A 24,752-nucleotide genomic window follows, 5' to 3' on the forward strand; every position below is an offset into this window, starting at 1 on the left:
CGCGGTCACCTCCGGGTCGCCGTGCGCTGGACCCACAGATTGATGAGGACGGCGCCGAGGAGCATCACGCCGAGGAAGGCCTTGAACCAGTCGGGGTTCCAGCCGGCGTAGACGATGCCCTGCTGCACCATGCCGAACATGAAGGCGCCGAAGACCGGGCCGATCGCGGAGCCGTAGCCACCGGTGAGCAGGCAGCCGCCGATGACGGCCGCGGCGATGTAGATGAGCTCCTGGCCCACGCCCTCGCCGGACTGCACGGTGTTGAAGGAGAACAGCTGGTGCATGCCGACGAACCAGGCGCCGAAGCCGACCAGCATGAACAGGGAGATCTTGGTGAAGGTCACCGGGACACCGACGGCGCGCGCCGAGTCCTTGTTGCCGCCGACCGCGAAGATCCAGTTGCCGTACTTGGTGCGCAGCAGCACCCAGGTCGCCAGCGCCGCGAAGACCAGCCACCACACGACGGTGATCTTGACGTTGACGCCGCCGACCTCGAAGGACGAGGCGAAGATCTTCTGCGCCTGGGCGAAGCCGTCCATGTCGCTGATGTCGTCGGTGGCGACGTTGCCCGTGACCAGCTTGGTGATCGCCAGGTTCACGCCCTGGAGGATCAGGAAGGTGCCCAGGGTGACCAGGAAGCTCGGCAGTCCGGTCTTCACCAGCAGCCAGCCGTTGAAGGCGCCGATGGCCAGCGACACCAGCAGGGCGACGATCACGCCGACCCAGACGTTCATGGTCAGCTGGTAGCTGAGCATCGACGCGGTCAGCGCCGAGGTGATCACGGCGACACCGGCCGACAGGTCGAACTCGCCGCCGATCATCAGCAGGGCCACGGGCAGCGCCATGATCCCGATGGTCGACGACTGGTACAGGATGTTCGCCATCGAGCTTCCGTCGCGCACCGGCGGCGCGGCGAACAGGAAGAACACGAGCACGGCGACGGCGCCGAGGAAGACGCCCACCTCGGGCCGGGCGAGCAGCCGCAGCGCCAGCGGCCGCTGCCGGGTCCGGCCGTCGGACTGCTTGGGGCCGGGGGCCGGCGGTGTGCCCACCGCCGGCGTGGCCTGCTGGGTCATGCTCATCACCGGGTGCCCTTCGCGGCGAACTCCCCGATCCGGTCGACGTTGGACTTGTCGACGAAGGCCGGGCCGGTCAGCACGGGCTGCTCGCCGCCGCCGCTGTAGTTGCCGTTGTTCTTGTAGAGCCACAGGCCGTCGACGGCCAGGTAGCCCTGGAGGTAGGGCTGCTGGTCGACGGCGAACTGGATGGAGTCGTTCTTGATGGCCTTGATGAGGTCCTTGTTGAGGTCGAAGGTGGCGACCTTCGCCTTGCTGCCGGCGTCGGAGACCGACTGCACCGCGGTCAGCGCGAAGGGGGCGCCGAGGGTGACGACGTAGTCGATCGACGGGTCCTGCTTGAGCTTGGCGGTGATCGTCGACTTCACGGACGGCATGTCGGTGCCGTTGACGTTCTGCGGGTCGACCTTGCCCTCGAAGGTCTTGGCCACGCCGTCGCAGCGCTGGGTCAGACCGACGTTGCCCTGCTCCTGCATGACGCAGAGGACCTTCTTGGCGCCGACCTCGTTCAGCTTCTTGCCGAAGGCCTCGCCCGCGACGGACTCGTCCTGGCCGAAGAACTCCAGCAGGTTGAGGTCCTTCCAGTCGCTCAGGCCGGAGTTGAGACCGACGACGGGTATGCCGGCCTTCTCCGCCTTGCCGACGACGCCCTTGAGCGCGTCCGGCTTGGCGAGGGTGACCGCGATGCCGTCGACCTTCTGGTCGATCGCGTTCTGGACCAGGTTGGCCTGGTTGCCCGCGTTCGGGTCGGCGGAGTAGATGAGCTTGATGTTGTCCTTGGCGGCCGCGGCCTCGGCGCCCTTGCGGACGGTGTCCCAGAAGGTGTCACCGGGCGCCTGGTGGGTGACCAGGGCGACGGTCATGCGCGGCGTGTCGGCCTTGCCGGCCGAGGCGTTCGCGCCGCCTTCCTCGGACTTCTTGCCCCCGGAACTGCTGGAGCAGCCGGCGAGGGTCAGGGCCGCTGCCGCGGCGACGGCTACGACGGGCGCGAACCTGCGAGAGCGGGGGTGAGAAGAGCGGTCCATCTTTCCTGGCACCTCACTGTGCTACTGCGGGGGAAAGGAAGGGATCACGAAGGGATCCGTGGTCCCGGAGCCTTACGGAGTCCGGATCATGATGCCGCAAACCGACTGTTGCGATGGCACGGGATACAAGTCCCTGCCGCGCCCGCTGTCAATACTTTGTTAAGACATCATTTCACAAGCAGGTCCGAATGTAAGTACAAAGTGTTGACAGCGCAGCCCTCCGGGACCTACACCTGGGAGGCGGCAGGTCCCGTTCCGCCACGCCCCCACCGTGTCAGGGCGTCCCGGGGCCCGCATCCCCAGCATCCTCAGGAGGTCACGCATGGCCGGGCCGGCACAGTATTTCGATGTGATCACGATGGGCCGCATCGGAGTCGACCTGTATCCCCTGCAGAAGGGCGTCCCGCTGGCCGACGTGGAGACTTTCAGGAAGTTCCTGGGAGGTTCGGCGGCCAACGTGGCGGTCGCCGCCGCCCGGCTCGGACGCCGTACGGCGGTGATCACACGCACCGGCGACGACCCCTTCGGCACCTACCTGCACCAGGAACTGAAGGGCTTCGGCGTCGACGACCGCTGGGTCACCCCGGTCGCCGCCCACCCGACGCCCGTCACCTTCTGCGAGATCTTCCCGCCGGACGACTTCCCGCTGTACTTCTACCGGCGCCCCAAGGCGCCCGACCTGGAGATCCACACCGACGAGCTGGACTTCTTCGCCATCCGCGGGGCCCGGATCTTCTGGATCACCGGCACCGGCCTGAGCGAGGAGCCGAGCCGTTCCGCGACGCTCGCCGCCCTCAAGGCCCGCGGCAGGGCCGGCATCACCGTCTTCGACCTGGACTGGCGCCCCATGTTCTGGCGCGACCCCGAGCAGGCCCGCCCGTACTACCGCGAGGCCCTGCGCCACGCCACGGTCGCGGTCGGCAACCTCGACGAGTGCGAGATCGCCACCGGCGTGCGCGAGCCGCAGGCCTGCGCGGACGCCCTGCTGGAGGCGGGCGTGGAGCTGGCCGTCGTCAAGCAGGGCCCCAAGGGCGTGCTGGCCGTGCACCGGGACGGCACCCGGGCCGAGGTGCCGCCGGTGCCGGTCGACGTGGTCAACGGCCTCGGGGCGGGCGACGCCTTCGGCGGCTCGCTCTGCCACGGCCTGCTCGCCGGCTGGGACCTGGAGCGGACCATGCGCCACGCCAACGCCGCCGGGGCGCTCGTCGCCTCCCGCCTCGCCTGCTCCTCGGCGATGCCCACCGGGTCCGAGGTCGAGGACCTGCTCGCCGGGGTGCCGTCGCCGAGCCCGAGCCACTGACGCCGTCGCTGCGCACGAGCCACAGATGCGCGCACGAGCCACAGATGCCGTCGCTCAGCACAAGCCACAGACGCCGTCGCCGAGCACGAGCCACTGAAACGGAGCCTTCCTTGAACATCGGCATCCCCGACCTCCCCACGGTGCGAGCCCGGCACCCCGAGGCCGTCGCCGAGGCGGCCGCCCGCCGGGCGCGCCGCCCGCTGATCGGCGACAGCGGCCGGCTGATGATCGTGGCCGCCGACCACCCGGCGCGCGGCGCCCTGGGAGTCGGCGACCGGCGCCTGGCCATGGCCAACCGCGCCGATCTGCTGGAGCGCCTGTGCACCGCGCTGTCACGGCCCGGTGTCGACGGGGTGCTCGCCACCGCCGACATCCTGGAGGACCTGCTCCTGCTCGGCGTGCTGGAGAACAAGGTCGTCATGGGCTCGATGAACCGCGGCGGCCTCGCCGGGGCCGCCTTCGAGATGGACGACCGCTTCACCGGCCACCGCGCCGAGGACCTCGCCCGGCTCCGCTTCGACGCGGGCAAGCTGCTGGTCCGCATCGACTACGACGACCCGGGCTCGCTGACCACGCTGGAGTCCACCGCGCGGGCGATCGACGCGATGGCGGCCCTGCGGCTGCCGCTGTTCGTCGAGCCGTTCCTGTCCCGCCGGGTCGACGGCAGGGTGCGCAACGACCTGTCCGCCGAGGCCGTCACCAAGTCGATCGCCATCGCCTCGGGCCTGGGCGGCACCTCCGCCTACACCTGGCTGAAGCTCCCCGTCACCGACGACCCCGACGACATGGCCGAGGTCCTGGAGACCTCCACGCTGCCCGTCGTCCTGCTCGGCGGCGAGGTCGGCGACGACCAGGAGGGCGCCTACGAACGCTGGCGCAAGGCCCTGCGCCTGCCCACCGTCCAGGGCATGGTCGTCGGACGGTCGCTGCTCTACCCGGCCCAGGGCAGCGTGGAGCAAGCGGTGGACACGGCCGTCGGCCTGTTGTGATCCCGGAGGATGCCATGACGTACCACCTTCCCGCCGGCCAGGCGCTCGACGGCCCCTACGCCGTCGACGTCACGCCCGAGAAGGCCGGCTGGAGCCACTCGAGCCTGCGGGTGCTTCAGCTGCCGCCGGGCGGCTCCCACAGCTTCGACACCGGTGACAGCGAGTGGATCGTCGTCCCGCTGAGCGGCGCCTGCACGGTCGCGTGCGCCGACGATTTCGGCCGGGAGACCTTCGAGCTGCACGGCCGCCCCGACGTGTTCAGCGCGGTGAGCGACTTCGCCTATGTGCCGCGCGACGCCCGCGCGACCGTGACGTCCGCGGCCGGGGGCCGGTTCGCGCTCACCGGCGCGCGCTGCTCGCGCCGCCTGCCCGCCCGCTACGGCCCGGCCTCCGAGGTGCCCGTGGAACTGCGCGGCACCGGGAACTGCTCGCGGCAGGTCAACAACTTCGGCGCGGCCGGGGTCTTCGAGTGCGACAAGCTCATCGCGGTCGAGGTGATCACCCCGGGCGGCAACTGGTCGTCCTTCCCGCCGCACAAGCACGACGAGCACCGGCCGGGCGAGGAGTCCGTGCTGGAGGAGATCTACTACTTCGAGTTCGCCGGCCACGACGGCGTGCCCGGCCTCGGCTACCAGCGCGTGACCCCCTCCGGCCCCGGCCGCGACACCGACGTGCTGGCCGAGGTCCGCGACGGGGACGTCGTCCTCATCCCGGACGGCTGGCACGGGCCGTCGATGGCCACGCCCGGCCACCACATGTACTACCTCAACGTCATGGCGGGCCCGGAGGACGAGCGCGCCTGGCTGATCTGCGACCACCCCGACCACGCCTGGGTCCGCGACACCTGGCCGGACCAGCCGGCCGATCCCCGGCTGCCCCTCTACACCGCCCCGGAGACTTCCCGATGAGCGCCCGCACCCGCCGCCTCACGACCGCCCAGGCCCTGGTGCGGTTCCTGTCCGCCCAGTACACCGAGCGGGACGGCGTGCGCCGCCGGCTGATCGCCGGGACCTGGGGCATCTTCGGCCATGGCAACGTCGCCGGAGTCGGCCAGGCGCTCGTCGAGTACGCCGACGTGATGCCGTTCCACCAGGGCCGCAACGAGCAGTCCATGGTGCACGCGGCGGTCGGCTACGCCCGCCAGCTCAACCGCCTGTCCGCGCAGGCGGTGACGACATCCATCGGCCCGGGCGCCACCAACCTGGTCACCGGCGCCGCGCTCGCGACCATCAACCGCCTCCCGGTGCTGCTCCTGCCCGGCGACTACTTCGCCTCGCACTCCGCCGACCCGCTGCTGCAGCAGCTGGAGCACCCGGTCGAGGCCGACGTGTCCGTCAACGACACCCTGCGCCCGGTCTCGCGCTATTTCGACCGGATCACCCGCCCCGAGGCGCTGATCCCCTCGGCGCTGCAGGCGATGCGCGTCCTGGCCGACCCGGCCGAGACGGGAGCGGTGACGCTGGCCCTGCCCCAGGACGTGCAGGCGGAGGCGTACGACTGGCCGGAGGAGTTCTTCGCCGAGCGCGTCTGGACCGTACGGCGTCCCGCGCCCGACCCGGTGGAACTGGCCGCCGCCGTCGAGGCGATCCGGTCGGCCGAACGGCCGCTGATCGTGGCGGGCGGCGGCGTCCACCACAGCGAGGCCGAGGCGGCGCTGCGGGCGTTCGTGGAGGCCACGGGCATCCCGGTCGCCTCCACGCAGGCGGGCAAGGGCTCCCTGCGCCACGACCACCCCGCCGACCTCGGCGGCATCGGCCACACCGGCACGGCCCCGGCGGACGAACTGGCCCGCACCGCCGACCTCGTGATCGGCGTCGGCACCCGCTACACCGACTTCACCACCGCCTCCGGCACCCTCTTCCAGCACCCGGACGTGCGGTTCCTCAACCTCAACATCACCGGCTTCGACGCGCACAAGCTGGCGGCGCGCACACTGGTCTGCGACGCGCGGACGGGACTCGACCTGCTGCGGGAGGCGCTCACCGGCCACCGCGTGAGCGAGGAGTACGTCGCCGGGTACCGGGCGGGCAAGGCCCGCTGGGACGAGGTCGTCGAGGCCGCCTACCGCGCCGGCGACGACAGCGCCGTCCCGACCCAGACACAGGTGCTCGGCGCGCTGGACGCCGTCGTGGGCGACGACGACGTGGTGATCAACGCGGCCGGTTCGCTCCCCGGCGACCTGCACAAGCTGTGGCGCTCGCGCGGCCCGCGCCAGTACCACCTGGAGTACGGCTACTCCTGCATGGGCTACGAGATCCCGGCCGGCATCGGCGTCCAGCAGGCCGCCCCGGGCACGCCGGTGTGGGCGCTGGTCGGCGACGGCACCTATCTGATGATGCCGACGGAGATCGTCACGGCCGTCCAGGAGGGCCTGCCGCTCAACATCGTCCTCATCCAGAACCACGGCTACGCCTCCATCGGCGGCCTGTCCGAGTCGGTCGGCGGCGAGCGCTTCGGCACGGCCTACCGCTTCCGGGCGGCCGACGGCACCTTCACCGGCGCACCGCTCCCCGTCGACCTGGCCGCCAACGCCGCGAGCCTCGGCATGGAGGTGCTGCGCGCCAAGACGGTGGGCGAGCTGCGCGAGGCCCTGGCGGCGGCCCTCGCCTCCACGCGGCCGACCTGCGTCTACGTCGAGACCGACCCGGCCCCGACCGCTCCCCCGGCCGAGGCCTGGTGGGACGTGCCGGTCGCCGAGACCGCCTCCCGCGAGGCCGCCGTCGAGGCCCGCGAGCGCTACGACCACCAGGTGGCCGGCCGCCGCCGCCACCTCTGATCCCGCCCTCCTCTCCCTCCTCGCCCTCCTCCCCCTGAACCCAGGCTCCCCGAAAGGCCCTTACGCACCATGAAGACCCTCACGCACTGGATCGACGGCAAGCCCGTCGAGTCCACCTCCGGCCGCTTCGGCCCCGTCTACGACCCGGCCACCGGCGCCCAGGAGAAGCAGGTCGGCTTCGCGACCGTCGAGGAGGTGGACGCCGCGGTCGCCTCCGCCAAGGCCGCCTTCGACAGCTGGGGCCAGTCCTCTCTGGCCAAGCGCACCGCGGTCCTGTTCAAGTACCGCGAGCTGCTGGACGCCCACCGCGACGAGATCGCCGCACTGATCACCGCCGAGCACGGCAAGGTGCACTCCGACGCGCTCGGCGAGGTCGCGCGCGGCATGGAGATCGTGGAGCTGGCCTGTGGCATCTCGGTCCAGCTGAAGGGCGAGCTGTCCACCCAGGTGTCCTCCCGGGTCGACGTCGCCTCGATCCGCCAGCCGCTGGGCGTGGTCGCGGGCATCACGCCGTTCAACTTCCCGGCGATGGTGCCGATGTGGATGTTCCCCATCGCCATCGCCTGCGGCAACACGTTCGTGCTCAAGCCCTCGGAGAAGGACCCGTCGGCCTCCCTGCGGCTGGCCGAACTGGCCGCCGAGGCGGGCCTGCCGGACGGTGTGCTGAACATCGTGCAGGGCGACAAGACGGCCGTGGACCGCATCCTGGAGCACCCGGACGTCGAAGCGGTCTCCTTCGTCGGTTCGACCCCCATCGCGAAGTACATCCAGCTCAAGGCCGTCGAGCACGGCAAGCGCGTCCAGGCCCTCGGCGGGGCCAAGAACCACATGCTGGTGCTGCCCGACGCCGACCTCGACCTCGCCGCCGACCAGGCGATCAACGCGGCGTACGGCTCGGCGGGCGAGCGCTGCATGGCCGTGTCGGTGGTGGTCGCGGTCGGCGACACGGGCGACGAGCTGGTGGCGAAGATCGCCGAACGGGCCAGGGCCCTGCGGATCGGCCCGGGCACCGACCCGGCGTCGGAGATGGGCCCGCTGATCACCCGCGAGCACCGCGACAAGGTGGCCTCCTACGTGGCGTCGGCCGCCGAGCAGGGCGCCGAGGTCGTCGTCGACGGCACGGGCCTGACGGTGGACGGCCACGAGGACGGCTTCTTCCTCGGCGTGTCCCTGCTGGACCGGGTGCCGCTGACGGCGGACGCCTACCGGGACGAGATCTTCGGCCCGGTGCTGTGCGTGGTCCGCGCCGCGACCTACGACGACGCGATCCGGCTGATCAACGCCTCCCGCTGGGGCAACGGCACCGCGATCTTCACCCGGGACGGCGGCGCGGCCCGCCGCTTCCAGCTGGAGGTCAAGGCCGGCATGGTCGGCGTCAACGTGCCGATCCCGGTGCCCGTCGGCTACCACTCCTTCGGCGGCTGGAAGGACTCCCTCTTCGGCGACCTGCACATCTACGGCAACGACGGCATCGCCTTCTACACCCAGGGCAAGGTCGTCACCACCCGCTGGCCGGACCCGTCCGACGGCGGCATCAACCTCGGTTTCCCGAGCAACTCCTGACGCCGGAAGGGGGGTTCGGTCGATGGCGAAGACCGGTGACCGTGCCCGGGCCCGCGCGGCGGCCGCCCCCGCGCTGGCCGCGCTGGACTTCGCCCTGGACCGGGGCAGTCCCGTGCCGCTGTACCACCAGCTCGCGCAGCAGCTCCAGGCGGCGATCGAGCACGGCTCCCTCGCCCCGGGCGACCTGCTGGGCAACGAGGTGGACCTCTCCGTCCGCCTCGGGCTGTCCCGCCCCACCGTCCGCCAGGCCCTCCAGTCCCTCGTCGACAAGGGGCTGCTGGTCCGGCGGCGCGGGGTGGGCACCCAGGTGGTGCACAGCCGCGTCCGACGCCCCCTGGAGCTGAGCAGCCTCTACGACGACCTGGAGGCGGCCGGGCAGGGACCGACCACGCAGGTCGTGCGCAACGAGGTCGTCCCGGCCTCCGGCGAGGTGGCGGCGGCGCTCGGCGTGCCCGAGGGCGCCGAGGTCGCCGCCCTGGAGCGCCTGCGCCGCACCCACGGGCGTCCGGTGGCGCTGCTCCGCAATCACCTGCCGGTGTCCCTGCTGGCCCTCGACGACGCCCGGCTGGAGTCGACGGGCCTGTACCGGATGATGCGCGCGGCGGGCATCACCCTGCACAGCGCCCGCCAGACGGTCGGCGCCCGCGCGGCGACCCGGGAGGAGGCGGCCCGCCTGGAGGAACGGGAGGGGGCGGCGCTGCTCACGATGGAGCGGACGGCGTACGACGACACGGGGCGAGCGGTGGAGTACGGAACGCACATCTACCCCGGGTCGCGGTACACCTTCGGCTTCCAGTTGCTGGTGAGACCTTGACCCGACCCCGGCCTCGGGTACAAAGTCGTACATATACGCCGTAAACATACGGTGCCCGGACGCATCCGAAGCGGGAGTCTGGCATGGCCCGCAGGAACCAGTCGCCGACCGCTCGAGGAGCCGGTTCCCCCTGGGCACCCTCGACCGTCCTCGTCACCGGCGGCGCCGGTTTCATGGGCAGTCACACCTGCGTGGAGCTGCTGGACCACGGCTACGAGGTGATCGTGGTCGACAACTACGCCAACAGCACCCCGCACGTCTTCGCCCGGGTGGAACGGATCGCCGGCCGCTTCGTCGGCGCCGTCTACGAACTGGACATCCGTGATCGGCACGCCCTCTCGGCCGTCTTCGACCGACACTCCGTGGACGCCGTCGTGCACTTTGCCTCGCACAAGGCGGGGGGCTTGTCGACACGGATGCCCGCCACGTACTACGACACCAACGTCGGCGGCACCACCGCCCTGCTGCGGATCATGCACGAGCACGGGGTGCACCGGCTGGTCTACGCCTCCTCCTGCTGGGTCTACGGCGACGCCGGGAGCGGCCCGCACGACGAGACCACCCCGGTCCGGCCCGGCACGCCCTACGCGTCCTCGAAGTGGATCTGCGAGGAGATGTTCGCGGAGGTGTGCCGCCGCCATCCCGACTACAGGGTGCTGTGCCTGCGCTACCCCGTCCCGGCCGGGGCCCACCCGAGCGGACTCCTCGGTGAGGACCCGCGTGACACCCCGGAGAACCTGTTGCCCTACCTGGCACAGGTGGCCGTCGGCCGGCGCGACAGGCTCTCGGTCTACGGCGGCGACTACCCGACCCGCGACGGCACCGGAGTCCGGGACTATCTGCACGTCATGGACGCCGTCGAGGCGCACCGCATGGCCCTGGACCACCTGGCCGACGGGCCGGGCATGCGGGTGTACAACCTCGGTGCGGGCACGGGCAGCTCGGTCCTGGACGTCGTCGACACCTTCTCCCGGGCCTGTGGCAGGCCCATTCCGTACGACGTCGCGGACCGCCGCCCCGGGGACGTCGCCGAGCTGGTCGCCGACGCCTCGGCCGTGGAACGTGCCTGGGGATGGCATCCCACCCGGAACCTGACCGACGTCTGCCGGGACGCCTGGCGGTTCCAGCGGCTCAACCCGCAGGGGTACGTGGACGCCGCGCGGCGGCCGGAGACGAAGGGGTAGCGCCGTGCCGCCCCCGGCCTTCCGCGCCACCCGTGCGGCGCGCCCCGACCGGCGCAGGGGCCCGGCCCCCCGCCGGTTCTCCCCGTTCGGGCGCGCCGCACCTGGACGCGGTGCGGCGCCCGCCGTACCGGCGCCCCGCTCAGCGGGCCCGGCCGTGTGGCCGGCCCGCCGGCTGATGGGGGCACATCTCGCGGCGGTCGGCGTGCTCGCCGCCGTCGCCCTGAGCGATCCGGTGCTGCGCACTCCGTTGTGGGCCGTCATCGCGCTGACGGGAGCGGCCGCCGTGGTCGTCGGTGTGCGCGTCCACCGGCCCGCGCACCGGCGGCCGTGGCTGCTGCTCGCCGCCGGGATGCCGGTCCTCGCCGCGGGCGAGACCTACTCCCACGCCCGGGAGATGCACTTCCCCGCGTCGGGCGCGTTCCCCTCCCCGGCGGACGTCTGCTCGTCCGTGGCCTACCTCCTGTTCGGCGTGGGGCTGTGGGGGCTGGCGCACTACCGCTGGAGGGCCCGTGACCTGCCGGGGCTGCTCGACACCGTGGTCATCACGGCCGGGCTGGCCCTGCCGGTGTGGGTGTACCTGATGCAGCCGCTGGCCCGGGCCGAGGGGCTGAGCCTGCCGCAGCGCGTGCTCAGCATCGCCTATCCGATCGCGGACGTCCTGATGCTGGCCCTGCTGGTCCCGCTGCTGTTCCGGGACCGCGCGGCCGGCCCGAGCCGCTCCGTGCAACTGCTCGTCCTGGGCACCCTGGCGCTGCTCGGCTTCGACATCGCCCACAGCCTGCTGCAGCTGAACGGCGCCTGGCAGCCGGGCGCCCTGCCGGACGCGGGCCGGATCGTGTTCTACACGGCCTGGGGGCTCGCCGCGCTGCACCCGTCCATGGCCCGGCCGGACGTCCGGGAGCCCCGGCCGCCGTCGTTGCTGCCGCCCCGGCACCGGCTGCTGCTGCTCGCCGCCGCCACCCTGATCCCGCCCGCGATCCTGGTCCACGAGGAGAGCCTGGGCCTGGCGTACGACGCGACCGTGCTGGCCGCGTTCTCCGGCGTGCTGTTCCTGCTGGTGATCCTGCGGCTCACCCTGATGGTCGTCGCGCACCGCCGCGCCATGGCGCGGGAGCTGGCCCTGCGCACCGCGGCGGCGTCCCTGGTGGGCACGGTCTGGCCGGCGGAGATCGAGCGGGTCTGCGACGAGGCGGTCACCGCCCTGTTCAGGCCGCCGGGCCCGCACCTGACCCTGCTGCTGTCGGCCGCGGAGGCCCGGGACCTGTACGCGCGTCTGGCGCGCTGTCCCGCCTGGGCCGAGCGTCCCGGCGCCACGCGCCACGGGTCGGCCGAGGCGGCCCGGGGCCGCACCGTCATGGTTCCGGTCGACGCGCTGGGGCCCGAGATCGCCGCCCGGCTCGGCGATCTGCCGACGGCCCTGCTGTGCCCCATGGTCCAGCCCGAGCGGCCCGCCAGCAGCGAGCTCCCGGGCGCCCTGCTGGCGGCGGGCTCGGAACGGCGGCTCAGCGAGATGCGCGGTTCCCTGGAACTGCTCGCCTCCCACGCCGGGCTCGCCACGGAGCGCATCGCCCTGCGGCGGGAGGTCATCCGCAAGGAGAACGAGGCGTACTTCCGCACACTCGTGCACAACGCCGCGGACATCATCCTGATCGTCGACGACGACACCACCGTCCGTTACGCCAGTCCGTCCGCCCCGAGCGTGTTCGGCAGCGCCGAGCTCACCGGCCTGCGGCTGCCGGACCTGGTGGACCCCCGGGAGCGGGAGCGGGTCGAGGCGACCCTGAACGCCGTGCTGCACGACGGTCCGCGGGAGGCGCACGACAATTGGCGGGTACTCCGGGACGCTGACCCCGTCGAGGTGGAGGTGCGCTGCCGCGATCTGCGCCGGGACCCCACCGTGGGCGGCCTGGTCGTCACCCTGCGGGACGTCACCGAGCAGCGGCAGCTGGAGCGGGAACTGATCCGCAGAGCCTTCCACGACCCCCTGACCGGCCTGCCCAACCGGGCCCTGCTGCTGGAGCGGACCGAACGGGCGCTGCGCCGGGGCCACCGGGAGTCGACGACGACCTGTCTGCTCTTCATCGACCTGGACGACTTCAAGATCGTCAACGACACGCTCGGCCACTCGGTCGGCGACCGGCTGCTGTGCGCGGTGGCCGAGCGGCTGTCGGGGGCGTTGAGCCGCACCGACACTGCGGCGCGCCTCGGCGGCGACGAGTTCGCCGTGCTGATGGAGGCGGCGCGGCGGCCCCTCGACGCGGAGCTGCTGGCCGACCACGTGGTCCGGACGCTGAGCCGGCCCTTCCATCTGGACGTGGAGACGGTGAGCGTCTCGGCCAGTGTGGGCGTGGCCACGGTGGAGGACAGCACGAACGCCGGGGGTCTGCTGGCGCTCGCCGATCTGGCCCTGTACGCGGCCAAGACGTCCGGCAAGCGCACCTGGCGCCGGTTCCGGCCCCAGCAGCGGATGCGGGTGGTGGAGCGCCACGACCTGCAGGTCCGGCTCGACAGGGCTGTCAGCAAGGAGCAGTTCGGCGTGCGCTATCAGCCGGTGGTGGACATCGCGCGCGGCGAGGTCGTGGGCTTCGAGGCCCTGGTGCGCTGGCCGGAACTCGGCCCCGATCCGGTGCCCCCGGGGCAGTTCATCCCGCTCGCCGAGGAGACCGGGCACATCTCGGCGCTGGGCGCCTGGGTGCTGCGCAGGGCGACGGCCGACCTCGCCCGGCTCCAGCAGCGCACGGCGGGGCTCGACCCGCCGTACCTCAGTGTCAACGTGTCCGCCCGGCAGTGGCGGGACACCAGCTTCCTTGACGTGGTGCACACGGCCCTGGACGCCACCGGCCTCGCCGCGGGCACCCTGCAGCTGGAACTCACCGAGTCGGTGCTCATGCGGCGCACCGGGCAGATCGACGCGCAGCTACGGGCGCTGAAGGACCGTCAGGTGCGCATCGCGGTGGACGACTTCGGCACCGGTTTCTCCTCGCTGCGCTATCTCCGCGACTTCCCGATCGACGTACTGAAGATCGACAAGTCGTTCATCGACGGCATACCGCGGGACTCCCGGCAGGTCGCACTGGTCGAGGGCATCGTCCATCTCGCCGACACACTGGGCCTGCAGGTGATCGCCGAGGGCATCGAGGAGGAGCCGCAGCGCGCGCTGCTGGCGGACCTCGGGTGCCGGTACGGGCAGGGGTTCCTGTTCGCCCGGCCGATGACGCTGGAGCAGGCCGAGGCCGTGCTGCGGCAGCGCAACGTGGGCCGCGGGACGGCGGGCCGGCTGGACGGGACGTGAGCCGGAGGAGCCGTGGACGACCGGCCCGGTGCGGCGTCACCACCGGGCGGCTTCCGGACCGCGTCGGCTCCACGCGGACGCTGACGACAGGCCGAACGCCGTCTCCACCAGGGCGACATGGCTGAACGCCTTTGGTGCGTTGCCCAGTTGGCGACCGGCGTGCGGGTCCCACTGCTCGGACAGCAGCCCGACGTCGTTGCGGACGGCGAGGACCCGTTCGAAGGCGTCCCGGGCCTGTTGCCTGTGTCCCGTGGCGGCGAGCGCGTCGGCGTACCACAGCGAGCAGGAGACGAACGCGCCCTCGGCGCCGTCCGCTCGGTCCGGTCCCCCGTCCCCGTCGTAGCGCCGGAGGAATCCGCCGTGCCCGAGCCGGCCCAGGGCCCGTACCGTGCCGCGCACCCGCTCGTCTCGGCCCGGCAGGAAGCCGACCCGGGGGATGAGCAGTGCCGAGGAGTCCAGGCCGGGGGCGCCGTAGGACTGCACGAAGGACCGCTGGGCGGTGTCCCAGCCCTCCCGGCACACCTGCCGGTGCACCTCGTCGCGCATCGCCCGCCACTGTCCCGAGGAGCCGTTGCGTCCGAGCAGTTCGCCCATGCGCACGGCGCGGTCGGCGGCCACCCACACCATGACCTTGGAGTGGACGAACTGGCGGCGCGGGCCGCTCACCTGCCACAGCCCCTGGTCCGGTTCCCGCCAGTGCCGCAGCAGGAACCCCATGAGCGACTCGACCAGTTCCCAGACGTGGGCCGGCATCGGGATCCCCGCGCGCAGGGACAGCCACAGTGTGTCCATGACCTCGCCGTACACGTCCAGTTGGAAGAAGCCCACCGAGGTGCCGAACCGCACGGGCCGGGAGCCCTCGTAGCCCGACAGCCAGGGCGCCTCGGTCTCCGGCAGCAGCCGCTGGCCCTTCACGCCGTAGACGGACTGCAGGTCGGCGGGGTCGCCGGCGACGGTGCGCACGAGCCAGTCGAGCCAGGCGGTGGCCTCGTCCCGGTAGCCGCTGCGCAGCAGGCACGACAGGGTCCGGGTGGAGTCGCGCAGCCAGCAGAACCGGGAGTCCCAGTTGGACGCGCCGCCGATGGTGCCGGGCAGCGAGGTGGTGGGCGCGGCGACGATGGCGCCCGTCGGGGCGTACGTGAGGGCCTTGAGCGTGATGAGGGACCGCACCACGGCCTCCCGCCACGGCCCCTGGTAGCGGCACTTCCCGGCCCAGCGGCGCCAGAAGTCGACGGTCTCCTTCAGGGCGGTCTCCGCGGGGACGGACAGGGGCGAGGGGGGCGCGGGCCGGTGGGAGGGCGTCCACCCCAGGGTGAGGGCCAGCCGGCGCCCGGCGGTGACGGTGAACTCCCAGACGGTGGCGTCCTCGTCGCCCCGGTCCCGCACCGGGCCGTCGCTGCCGAGCCAGACAGCGTCCGGGCCGGCGACCGCGACGGTGCAGTGGCCGACGTCCCGGACCCAGGGCACGACCCGGCCCTGGTGGAAGCGGAGCCGCAGTTCACTGCGCAGGTCCACCGTGCCCGACACGCCCTCGACCAGGCGGACGATGCAGGGCACGTCGGCACGGGGCGGCATGAAGTCGATGACGCGCGCGGTTCCGGTGGGGGTCCGCCACAGGGAGTCCATGACCAGCGTGTCGGCACGGTAGGAGCGGCGCGCGCAGGTGCCGCCGGAGACCGGGGCGAGACGCCAGCGTCCGTTGTCCTGCCCGCCCAGCAGGGCCGCCAGACAGGCCGGGGAGTCGAAGCGGGGCAAGCAGAGCCAGTCGACCGACCCGTCCCGGCCGACCATGGCGGCCGTCTCCAGATCACTGATGAGGGCGTAATCCTCGATGGGTGCATTCATGATCGCGGGCTACGCCGTCGTGCACTTTGCCGCTTCCAGCCTACGCCGGTCACCGCGTTCGAGACAGGGCCCCGGCCAGGGAGAACACCGGAGAACGCCTACCTCTTGACCTGGGGAGCAAATCGGGCAATATGTACGTATACGCCGTAAATATATGGCGTCTTCTCTCCGGAGACGCTCCACCGGAGGACACCGGCATCATGAAGATCAAGCATCACCCGCCCGAGCACCCCTCCTTCGTCACGCAGACCGACGGCGACGGCTCCGCGTCCCCGGGCCGGGCCGCCCATCCCCTGCGCCGGGCCGGGGACCGCCCCCCGCCCCGGGCGACGGTGAGTCTGGTCGTCCCGGCCCGCAATGAAGCACGCAACATCCCCTGGGTCTTCGAACAGATCCCGGACTGCGTCGACGAGGTCATCCTGGTCGACGGGGACTCCGTCGACTCCACGGTGCACATGGCGACCCGGTGCCTGCCGACGGTCCGCCACGTCGAGCAGAGCGGCCCGGGCAAGGGGAACGCTCTGCGCACCGGCTTCCTCTCCGCGACCGGCGACTACATCGTGATGATCGACGCGGACGGCAGCATGCTGCCCGGGGAGATTCCGCACTACCTGCACTTCCTCGACAACGGCTTCGACTTCGTCAAGGGCTCCAGGTTCATCGCCGGCGGCGGCTCGCTCGACATCACCCCCATCCGCAGGCTCGGCAACCTGGTGCTCCTGGCCGCCGTCAACCACCTCTACGACGCGAAGCTGACGGACCTGTGCTACGGGTTCTGCGCCTTCCGCCGCGACTTCCTCGACGACCTCGACCTGCACTCGTCCGGCTTCGAGATCGAGACCGAGATGATCGCCCACGCCCTGCGCTCGGGCCTGCGCATCGCCGAGGTCCCGAGCCTCGAACTGCCGCGGCGCAGCGGGCATTCCAACCTGCACGCGATATCCGACGGCCGACGGGTGCTGCGCACCCTCCTCTCCGAGCGGCCCGGGGCCCGGTCAGCCGCGCCGGCCCGGCGGAGCCCGGCATGAGTGTCACCCGCGGGGCCCCGGCCGCCCCTCGCACGGCGGCGGACAGCGGCCCTGCGGCGGTGGCGTACGCGCCGGTCCGGGTCGTCGACATGGACCTGACGCGGCCCTGCGAGTTCCGTCCGCCCGGAGGGATGGGGCCGATTCACCCCACCGCGCCGGTGCTGGCCCTGGTGCGACTGCGCGGCCGGCCCGTGGGCCTGGTCGGCGCGGCCGACGGCACCACCCCCGAGGAGCTGTGGCGGACGGTGGCGGACACGGCCCGGCGGCGGTTCCCGCTGCCCCGTGCCGCCTTCCCCGCCGCCCGGGCGGTCGCGCCGGCCTCGCCGTCCATCAGCGTGGTCGTCGCGACGCACGACCGGCCCGAGATGCTCGGCGCGTGCCTGGACTCCCTGCTGCGGGTGGAGTACCCGGACTTTGAAGTGATCGTCGTGGACAACGCCCCGGGCGACGACGCGGCCGAGCGGCTGGTCCGGGACGCCTACGGCGGACGGGTCCGCTACGTACGGGAGCCGGTGGCGGGCCTGGCGCACGCGCACAACCGGGGACTGGCCGCCGCCCGCGGCGGGATCGCCGCTTTCACGGACGACGACACCCTGGTCGACCCGGGCTGGCTCGCAGCGCTGGCGGAAGGCTTCGCCCGGGACCCCGGCATCGGCTGCGTGACCGGCCTCATCGTCCCGGCCGAACTGGAGACGGCGGCCCAGGCGGCCCTGGAACAGCACGGCGGCTTCGCCAAGGGGTACACGCCCCGCGTCTGGTCGCTGCGCCACCCGCCGCGGGACCCGCTGTTCCCCTTCACCACGGGACGCTGCGGCTCGGGTACCAACATGGCCTTCCGGGTCGCCACCCTGCGGGCACTGGGCGGCTTCGATCCGGCCACGGGCACCGGGACCCCGGCCCGCGGCGGGGACGACCTGCTCGCCTTCTTCCGGGTGCTGACCGCGGGTCAGGCACTGGCCTACCAGCCGGACGCGCTCGTCTGGCACCGCCACCGCCGCACCCAGGACGCCCTGCGCGCGCAGGCGTTCGGCTACGGAGCCGGGCTCGGCGCGTACCTCACCGGCGCCCTGGTGAACGAACCCCGGATGATTCCGGCCCTGCTGCGCAGGCTGCCGCTGGGCATCCGGTACGCCCTGGCCCAGGCGCGCCGCAAGGCCGAGGCGGAGACGGACACCGCGCGGTCCCGCCGGCTCGCCCTGCTGGAGCTGCGCGGGCTGCTGTACGGGCCGGTCGGCTATCTGCGCAGCCGCCGCCGAAACCGCGGCAGCCGGCACTGAGGAGTGAGCGTGTACACGGCCCAGGAGCCGGTCGACCGGACCGAGGACACGGGTACGCCCGCTCGGGGACGGTCGCTGACCACGGTGGTGCGCACCGGCGTCGCCCGCGTCCTGCCCAGCGAGCCCCTGGTGCGCAACGGCCATCTGCTGGCGATCAGTTCGCTGGTCAACGCGGGAGTCGGCGCGGTCTTCTGGCTGTTCGCCACCCACTGGTACGACGACGAGGTCGTGGGCGTGAGCTACTCCGCCCTGTCCGCGTCCCTGCTCCTGGCCAACATCGGCCAGCTCAACCTGAACGACTTCCTGATCCGGTTCCTGCCCTGCTCCGGCCGGCAGACCCGGAAGCTGCTGCTCACCTGCTACGCGGTGACCGCCTCGTGGAGCGCCCTGGTCTGCCTCGTCTTCGTGCTCCTCGTGCCCGCCATCTCACCGGAACTGGCGTTCCTGCGGGACCCCCTGGTCGCCGTCTGGTTCGTGGCGGCGACCGCCGCGTACACCATCTTCGTCCTGCAGGACGGGGCGTTGACGGCGATGCGCCGGCCCGGCTGGGTCGTGGCCGAGAACATGGTCTTCGCCTTCGTCAAGATCCTGCTCCTGGCGGGCGGTGCCTTCCTCGCCCTGCGGACCGGGATCCTGCTCTCCTGGGCGGGAGCCCTGCTCGTCTCCCTCCTCGTCGCCAACTACCTCCTGCTGCGGCGGGCGGTGCCGCGCCACGAGCGGGAGAACCCCGACGCCGTGCGTCCGCCGCGGCTGCTGAGCTACGCGGCGGCCGACTACACGGGCAGCCTGTTCCGCATGGCCGCGTACACGCTCGTGCCCCTGATGGTGCTGAACGCCCTCGGAGCGGAGCAGAGCGCCTACTTCTCACTCGCCTGGATCATCGGCTACGTGCTGTTCCTGGTGGTGCGCAACATGGGCAGCTCGCTGGTGGTCGAGGTGGTGCGCCGCCCCGAACGGCTGGCGGAGCACGGGCTGCGGGTGCTGCGCCACTCCGGGATGATGCTGGCCGCCGGTGTCGCCGTGATCGTCGCGGGCGCTCCGTGGATCCTGGAGCTGTTCGGGCCCGGCTACGCCGAGCACGGCACGACCCCGCTGCGGCTGCTGGCCCTCGCCGCCCTGCCCAACCTGGTGTTCAGCGTGGCCGTGGACGTGCTGCGGGCCCAGCGCCGCATGCGCCTGGTGGTCGGGCTCCAGATCGCCCTGTGCGTGCTGGTCCTCGGGCTGGTCCAGCTGCTGCTGCCGGTGCTCGGGGTGACGGGCGCCGGTGTCGCCTGGCTGGCGGCGGAGTGCCTGATCGCCACGCCCCTGCTCGTCCGGCGGTCCCGCTGGCTGGTCGCCGCCCCCGGGAGCACGGGCATGACCTCCGGGAGAACGTCATGAACTCCGCACCGAGCCTCTCGGTCGTCGTGTGCGCCTACACGGTCGACCGCTGGGAGGATCTGCAGGCCGCCCTGGTCTCCGTCCAGTCCCAGCGCCGTCCACCCGAGGACATCGTGCTGGTCGTCGACCACTGCCCCGAACTGCAGCGGCTGGCCGACCGCATGCTGCACGGTGTCCGGGTGCTGCCCAACCAGCGGCGCAAAGGCCTGTCCGGCGCCCGGAACACCGGCGTCGAGGCGGCCTCCGGGGACGTGGTGGCCTTCCTCGACGACGACGCGGCCGCTCACCCGTCCTGGACGGAACGCCTGCTGAACGACTACCGCGACCCCGATGTCGTCGGGGTGGGCGGGCTCGTCGTCCCGTGGTGGGAGACGGAGCGACCCGCCTGGTTCCCCCCGGAGTTCGACTGGGTGGTCGGCTGCTCGTACCGCGGGCTGCCCGAAGAGCCCGCGCCGGTAAGGAACTTCATCGGGGCGAACATGTCGTTCCGCAAGGACGCGCTCCGCGCGGCCGGTGGCTTCCGGACGGACCTGGGACGGGTGGGGGCGCGGCCCCTGGGCTGCGAGGAGACGGAACTGTGCCTGCGCATCACCTCCCGCCGCCCGGGCGCCGTCCTGCTCCACGACCCCTCGGCCGCCGTCCGGCACCGGGTCCCCGCCGCACGCGCCACCTGGTCCTACTTCCGGGCGCGCTGCTACGCCGAGGGGCTCTCCAAGGCCCTGGTGGCCCGCTACGGCGACGGCTCCGCCGCCCTGTCCAGCGAGCGGGTCTACCTCACCTCGACCCTCCCGCGCGCCTTCCGGGAGGCTCTGCACCCGGGCCGGCCCGCCCCGGCCCGTACCGCCCTCGCCCTGGCTCTCGGCGTGGGTGCCACCTTCCTGGGGTACGCCGTGGGTTCGGTGCGCGCCCGGCGCTCCGCCGTCCGCTCTCCCCGCCGTCCGGCCGAACCGCCCTCCCTCGGGCCCGTGCAGGGGAGCCCGGCATGACGTATCAGCCCGTCCCCGTCTTCGTGTACCACTCCGTGTCGGCGGACCCGCCCTCGTGGATCGCCCCGTTCACGGTGAGCCCGCGGGTCTTCGCCGAGCAGCTCGGCCTCATCGAGGACCGCGGTCTCATCGTCGTCCCGTTGCGGCGCCTGGTCGACGCGCTGCGCGGCGGTCCGCCGCTGCCGGCCCGGTCGGCCGTGCTCACCTTCGACGACGGGTTCGCCGACTTCCACGCCACCGTGGCGCCGCTGCTCGCCGCCCGGGGCCTGCCCGCGACCCTGTATGTCACCACGGGCGCGCTGGGCGGAGCGTCCCGGTCACCGGAGCACGGCAGTCTCCTCCCGCCCGCCCCGATGCTGACCTGGCGTCAGGTGCGGGAGCTGGACGCGTGCGTCGAGATCGGCGGTCACACCCGGACCCATCCGCAGCTGGACGCCCTGCCCCGGCGGGCCGCCCGGGAGGAGATCGAGGGCTGCAAGGCCCGGCTGGAGGACGCCCTCGGGCACCCCGTGGACGCCTTCGCCTATCCCCACGGCTACAGCGACCGCGTGGTCCGTCACCTGGTGGAGGAAGCGGGCTGGACCTCGGCGACCGCCGTCCGGTACGGCTTCAGCTCCGTCGCGGACGAAGTGCTGCGCATCGCCCGGCTGATGGTGCGCGCCGACACCTCGCGGGGCCGCTTCCTGGCCTGGGCGCAGGGGACGGGCGCACCGGTGGCGCCCTTCCCCGAAGGGGCCCGGACCAGGGCCTGGCGCGGCTACCGGCGACTGCGGGCCGGCCTCGACCACCCCTATGCGGCGCTGACGCCCTCCCGTTGACCGGCCCGGCCTCGGCAGGGGCCGGCCCTACTGCTGCCAGACGCGCACCCAGTCCACCGTCATCACGGCGGAGTCGACCGACGCGGGCGGGGACCCGGGCACTCCCACGGCCAGGTTGATCAGAATTTCCATGGGCACGTGCGGGATCCGCTCGGGCTCGGTCACGCGGAACCTGCGGACACCGTCGACGTACCAGCTCACCTCGTCGGAGGTCCAAAGCATGGCGAAGACGTGATGTCGCTCCGGGAACGGGACGGGCCCGAACATGCCCCGCGCCCGCTGGTCGCCCTCCGGACTGCGCCAGTGCACGTACATCATGACCCGGTCGGTGCGCTCGAGGAACTCCATGATGTCCAGCTCGGGCGGTGTGAACCTGGACGCCGGCATCATCCAGAACGCGGGGAACATCCCCTCCTGGGCGGGGATGCGGACGGACGCCTCGAAGTATCCGTACGTGAACACGTGCCGGGGTTCGCCGTACCAGTCGTCCCGGCCCGTCGAGATCATGCCGGACCGCCACGGGTAGGTCCGGTCGTCGCTGCCGCGGGTGGAGCGCCGCTCGGCGCTCAGGCGCAGCCGCCCGTCGCCGACGGAGACCTGACCGGGCAGGTACCACTGCTTCTCGTCGTTGCCGCTGTTGGTGCAGCCGTCGTCGTTCCAGTCGTAACAGGTCGCCCAGCGGTCCGTGTCGAGTTCGGAGCCGTCGAACTCGTCGCTGAACGTGAGGTTCCAGTCCTGCGGCACGGGCCGCGGCCTGGGGGGCGGCTCCGCGTCGGTGGCGCCGCACCCCGCGGCCAGCACCAGCGTCGTCGCCAGAGCGGTCAGGGCGGCTGCCAGCCGTCGCGCCGGCACGGGGCTACCGCCGTTTCCCGGCCGCGAGGGCGGCGGTGAGGCGGCGGACGGCGGAAGTGATGCCGGAGAGCGAGCGCCACAGCGGCCCGAGTCCGGGGGCCGTGGCGAGAGCGGGGAAGCACAGGCCGGCCGTCGAGGACTCGAACCCGGAGAACAGCGGGCCCCCGGGCCGGTCCGGCTTGTGCGCAGCGCCGGGTCGTCCGCCCGATGCCGAACGGGCCGTGACGTCCGGAGCGTGACCGGTGTCCGTCGTGGGACCGGGCCGGGCGAGAGGTTCCGGCGGCCTGCCGTCCGGTCCGGCACGTTCTGCCGGGGGCCGGCGGCGGCCCGGTGCGGGCAGCAGGGCCAGCACCGACGTCATGGCCGCCAGCGTGACCAGCACGCGTGTGGTGGTGAAGGAACCGCTGAGGTAGTACGGCTCCACCGCCAGGACCGCCAGGCACAGACTGAGCAGCACGGCAAGGAACACGGTCTCCACGACGGACGGCCAGCCCCGGTCGTGCCAGGGTGTCGGCCTGGTCCATCGCGTGGCGGCGGCCCCCGGGCACAGCAGCAGGAACACGCACACGATCAGCAGACGCGGTACGCCCGCGTCCGGCAGGGCCAGGGTCGCGGCGAGCGCGAGCCAGCCGGACAGGGCGAGCGCGAGGCGCAGCGGCCATCTCCAGCGCGCCGGGACGCCCATGGGAGGCGTGCTCATGGTGCCTCCTTCGCGTCGGGGTTCTGGTAGCGGTAGACCACGGCGTCCTGGTTGCCGAACACCTTCACGAACCCCGGGGTGTTCGCCATCGCGGTGTCCATCCGCCGCATGGTGTCGGCGGGAAGGGTGCCGTTGAGGTAGCACTCGGCGGCCTGCGCGCGGCTGAGCACGATGTAGGCGGGTTCACGGACGGTGGCACCGTCGATGAACGGCTCCATCCCCTCGATCGGGTCGTTCACCAGCCGCTGCCGTACCGCGAATTCCTGTTCGTTGAGCTGGATCCGCGGATGTCTGTCGTAGTTCATCTCCAGGCCGGGCACGTCCGAGGTGAGGGAGACGATCAGGGACCCGGGGGGCGTGGTGGCCGTGACGAAATGGGTCGCGGCCACCTCGTCCTTGGTGAACTGGTTGGCCGACTCCTTGCCGTAGTAGCCGAACAGCAGCCCGCCGAGCATCACCAGCAGCAGGGGGGCGACCAGGAGCACCCGCAGCCGTGGACGCCGACGGAACTCGAACAACAGTGCGGAGATGAGGAAGGCGGCGGCGGGCAGTGCGAACAGATACGCGCGGAAGATCATCTCGCCGCCGTAGGAGTTCGCGATCAGGACCGGCATCGGGGCGAGGACGAGCAACGCCATGCCGGTGCGGCGGGTCCAGCGCCGCATGACGAACGCCAGGGCCGCCAGCAGGAACACCGCGGCGGACAGACCCCGGTCGACCCAGGACACCACCACCTGCCCGGGGGCCGCGGTGCCCAGTGCCGCCAGCCCCGAGACCACGTTGGAGTCCGGCTTCAGCAGCGCGCCCACGAACTCGCTCAGGTTGGCGGAGACGAACGGACGGGCCACCGTGGCGTCCCAGACCAGGGTGAGCAGCGCCCCGGCGCCCAGGACCGGCAGCAGCACCCGCCGGTTGCGGCGCGGCAGCGACAGCGCGACCAGGGCGCTGACCATCATCAGCGGGGTCAGCGGGTGCGAGCAGACGATCACCGCCATGATCAGCACGACGGCCAGGTACCGGCCGACGGGCCACGCCCTGGCCCGCGAGCCCGGCGGCTGCTCCGCCGCGGCCCGCAACTGCCCCGTCACCAGCGCGATCAGCGTGACGAAGAGCAGGAACGCGAACGCCTGGGGGGCGAAGTAGTCCTGCCCCACCCACGAGCAGGAGTAGAAGATCCAGACCGCTCCCCAGACGAGTCTGCGGTCGGTGGTCACGGCCCGGTAGATCAGCAGGAGCGGCGCGAGCAGCAGGACGTTGTTGACGGGCGGGGCCCACACGGCGTAGCCGAGGGACGACTCCAGGCCGGTGGCCTGCACCACCAGCGCGTTGAGGTGGAAGAAGCCCGGCCACTGGTCGTAGACGTCGAGTTGCGGCGCACCGGGCACGCTGCCGCCGTTGCGGATCATGGCGTCGACGACCGCGACGTGCTTCCACGCCCAGCCGTAGCGGAGCGTCGGGTACAGCAGGGCCGGTGTGGCGTGCAGGATCGCGATGAGACCGATGACGTAGGCGGCGAACCAGCCGCCCCGGGTCCGCCGGTCGGACAGGGCCACACAGAAACCGGCGGCGAGCAGGCCGAGCGCGACCCAGAAGAGCACCGGCAGGACCTGGAGCAGGCCCAGGTCGGTCATGGCGTTCAGGTTCACGTGGCGCAGGGACAGCAGCCACAGGGCGAGCGCGACGGGCAGGGCGGCCCGCGCCACCCATTGGGTTGCGGTGGTGCGCCCGCCGGACGGTGCCGCCGGCTGCGTATCACCGGAGCGCCGCGTCTCGCCGGTGACACGCGGCGCCCACTGACTCGTCGTCAGCGGCGAACGCTTGCCCATGGAGATGCCCTCCGCACAGCG

The 24,752-nt window shown here is 72.5% G+C and carries 19 protein-coding genes; 13 read left to right on the forward strand and 6 right to left on the reverse strand.

Annotated features, from left to right (window positions below):
* Nucleotides 1–5 precede the first annotated feature (5 nt).
* The gene (locus CHR28_RS20830; RefSeq protein WP_094055179.1) at nucleotides 6–1,082 is read right to left on the reverse strand and encodes an ABC transporter permease; all 1,077 of its coding nucleotides are present in this window, start codon (nucleotides 1,080–1,082) and stop codon (nucleotides 6–8) included.
* Nucleotides 1,082–2,101: a sugar ABC transporter substrate-binding protein gene (locus CHR28_RS20835; RefSeq protein WP_094055180.1), complete on the reverse strand. Its 1,020-nt coding sequence runs from the start codon at nucleotides 2,099–2,101 to the stop codon at nucleotides 1,082–1,084. The genes CHR28_RS20830 and CHR28_RS20835 overlap by 1 nt, the downstream gene beginning before the upstream one ends.
* A 322-nt stretch (nucleotides 2,102–2,423) precedes the next feature.
* On the opposite strand from CHR28_RS20835, the gene iolC reads away from it, so the two are divergent.
* The 8 genes from iolC to CHR28_RS20875 all read left to right on the forward strand — a co-directional run bounded on the left by iolC (nucleotide 2,424) and on the right by CHR28_RS20875 (nucleotide 14,019).
* On the forward strand, nucleotides 2,424–3,401 hold the full coding sequence (gene iolC / locus CHR28_RS20840) for a 5-dehydro-2-deoxygluconokinase (protein ID WP_094055181.1): 978 nt from the start codon (nucleotides 2,424–2,426) through the stop codon (nucleotides 3,399–3,401).
* A 110-nt stretch (nucleotides 3,402–3,511) separates the two neighbouring features.
* Nucleotides 3,512–4,390: a Cgl0159 family (beta/alpha)8-fold protein gene (locus CHR28_RS20845; protein WP_094055182.1), complete on the forward strand. Its 879-nt coding sequence runs from the start codon at nucleotides 3,512–3,514 to the stop codon at nucleotides 4,388–4,390.
* A gap of 14 nt (nucleotides 4,391–4,404) precedes the next feature.
* Nucleotides 4,405–5,298, forward strand: coding sequence for a 5-deoxy-glucuronate isomerase (gene iolB, locus CHR28_RS20850; RefSeq protein WP_094055183.1), 894 nt, complete (start codon nucleotides 4,405–4,407; stop codon nucleotides 5,296–5,298).
* On the forward strand, nucleotides 5,295–7,166 hold the full coding sequence (gene iolD, locus CHR28_RS20855) for a 3D-(3,5/4)-trihydroxycyclohexane-1,2-dione acylhydrolase (decyclizing) (protein WP_094055184.1): 1,872 nt from the start codon (nucleotides 5,295–5,297) through the stop codon (nucleotides 7,164–7,166). The genes iolB and iolD overlap by 4 nt, the downstream gene beginning before the upstream one ends.
* A 69-nt stretch (nucleotides 7,167–7,235) precedes the next feature.
* Nucleotides 7,236–8,729 (forward strand): CoA-acylating methylmalonate-semialdehyde dehydrogenase, encoded by a 1,494-nt coding sequence (locus CHR28_RS20860; protein ID WP_094055185.1) that lies wholly within the window; start codon nucleotides 7,236–7,238, stop codon nucleotides 8,727–8,729.
* A gap of 22 nt (nucleotides 8,730–8,751) precedes the next feature.
* Nucleotides 8,752–9,543, forward strand: coding sequence for a GntR family transcriptional regulator (locus CHR28_RS20865; protein WP_094055186.1), 792 nt, complete (start codon nucleotides 8,752–8,754; stop codon nucleotides 9,541–9,543).
* Nucleotides 9,544–9,626: 83 nt separating this feature from the next.
* Complete coding sequence (gene galE / locus CHR28_RS20870; RefSeq protein WP_094055187.1) at nucleotides 9,627–10,727, forward strand: UDP-glucose 4-epimerase GalE; 1,101 nt, start codon at nucleotides 9,627–9,629, stop codon at nucleotides 10,725–10,727.
* A gap of 175 nt (nucleotides 10,728–10,902) precedes the next feature.
* Nucleotides 10,903–14,019, forward strand: coding sequence for an EAL domain-containing protein (locus CHR28_RS20875; protein WP_094055188.1), 3,117 nt, complete (start codon nucleotides 10,903–10,905; stop codon nucleotides 14,017–14,019).
* Between the two features lie 36 nt (nucleotides 14,020–14,055).
* Here the strand turns inward: CHR28_RS20875 and CHR28_RS20880 are convergent, their stop codons facing one another.
* The gene (locus CHR28_RS20880) at nucleotides 14,056–15,864 is read right to left on the reverse strand and encodes a glycoside hydrolase family 15 protein (protein ID WP_094055189.1); all 1,809 of its coding nucleotides are present in this window, start codon (nucleotides 15,862–15,864) and stop codon (nucleotides 14,056–14,058) included.
* 200 nt (nucleotides 15,865–16,064) lie between these two features.
* Here CHR28_RS20880 and CHR28_RS20885 point away from each other — a divergent pair, with 200 nt between their 5' ends.
* From CHR28_RS20885 to CHR28_RS20905, 5 genes are read left to right on the forward strand one after another with little or no spacing between them, the layout of a single operon-like run.
* Nucleotides 16,065–16,892, forward strand: coding sequence for a glycosyltransferase family 2 protein (locus CHR28_RS20885; RefSeq protein ID WP_256984321.1), 828 nt, complete (start codon nucleotides 16,065–16,067; stop codon nucleotides 16,890–16,892).
* Nucleotides 16,889–18,169: a glycosyltransferase gene (locus tag CHR28_RS20890; RefSeq protein WP_094055190.1), complete on the forward strand. Its 1,281-nt coding sequence runs from the start codon at nucleotides 16,889–16,891 to the stop codon at nucleotides 18,167–18,169. The genes CHR28_RS20885 and CHR28_RS20890 overlap by 4 nt, the downstream gene beginning before the upstream one ends.
* A gap of 9 nt (nucleotides 18,170–18,178) precedes the next feature.
* The gene (locus tag CHR28_RS20895; protein ID WP_094055191.1) at nucleotides 18,179–19,549 is read left to right on the forward strand and encodes a lipopolysaccharide biosynthesis protein; all 1,371 of its coding nucleotides are present in this window, start codon (nucleotides 18,179–18,181) and stop codon (nucleotides 19,547–19,549) included.
* Nucleotides 19,546–20,535: a glycosyltransferase family 2 protein gene (locus tag CHR28_RS20900; protein ID WP_094055192.1), complete on the forward strand. Its 990-nt coding sequence runs from the start codon at nucleotides 19,546–19,548 to the stop codon at nucleotides 20,533–20,535. The genes CHR28_RS20895 and CHR28_RS20900 overlap by 4 nt, the downstream gene beginning before the upstream one ends.
* Nucleotides 20,532–21,353 (forward strand): polysaccharide deacetylase family protein, encoded by an 822-nt coding sequence (locus CHR28_RS20905; RefSeq protein WP_094055193.1) that lies wholly within the window; start codon nucleotides 20,532–20,534, stop codon nucleotides 21,351–21,353. Before CHR28_RS20900 ends, CHR28_RS20905 begins: the two co-directional genes overlap by 4 nt.
* A 27-nt stretch (nucleotides 21,354–21,380) precedes the next feature.
* Here CHR28_RS20905 and CHR28_RS20910 read toward each other — a convergent pair whose 3' ends face one another.
* Genes CHR28_RS20910 through CHR28_RS20915 form a run of 3 tightly spaced genes read right to left on the reverse strand, consistent with a single transcriptional unit; the run spans nucleotide 21,381 to nucleotide 24,731 of the window.
* Entirely contained in the window at nucleotides 21,381–22,205 is an 825-nt protein-coding gene (locus CHR28_RS20910; RefSeq protein ID WP_179272504.1) for a glycoside hydrolase family 16 protein, read from the reverse strand.
* A 4-nt stretch (nucleotides 22,206–22,209) separates the two neighbouring features.
* Nucleotides 22,210–22,905 (reverse strand): hypothetical protein, encoded by a 696-nt coding sequence (locus tag CHR28_RS37825; RefSeq protein WP_179272505.1) that lies wholly within the window; start codon nucleotides 22,903–22,905, stop codon nucleotides 22,210–22,212.
* A complete protein-coding gene (locus CHR28_RS20915; RefSeq protein WP_094055195.1) occupies nucleotides 22,902–24,731 on the reverse strand; it encodes a glycosyltransferase in 1,830 nt (609 codons plus the stop codon). Before CHR28_RS20915 ends, CHR28_RS37825 begins: the two co-directional genes overlap by 4 nt.
* Nucleotides 24,732–24,752: the final 21 nt, after the last annotated feature.

The sequence above is a fragment of the Streptomyces sp. XY006 genome (assembly GCF_002237655.1).
Taxonomy (GTDB): domain Bacteria; phylum Actinomycetota; class Actinomycetes; order Streptomycetales; family Streptomycetaceae; genus Streptomyces; species Streptomyces levis.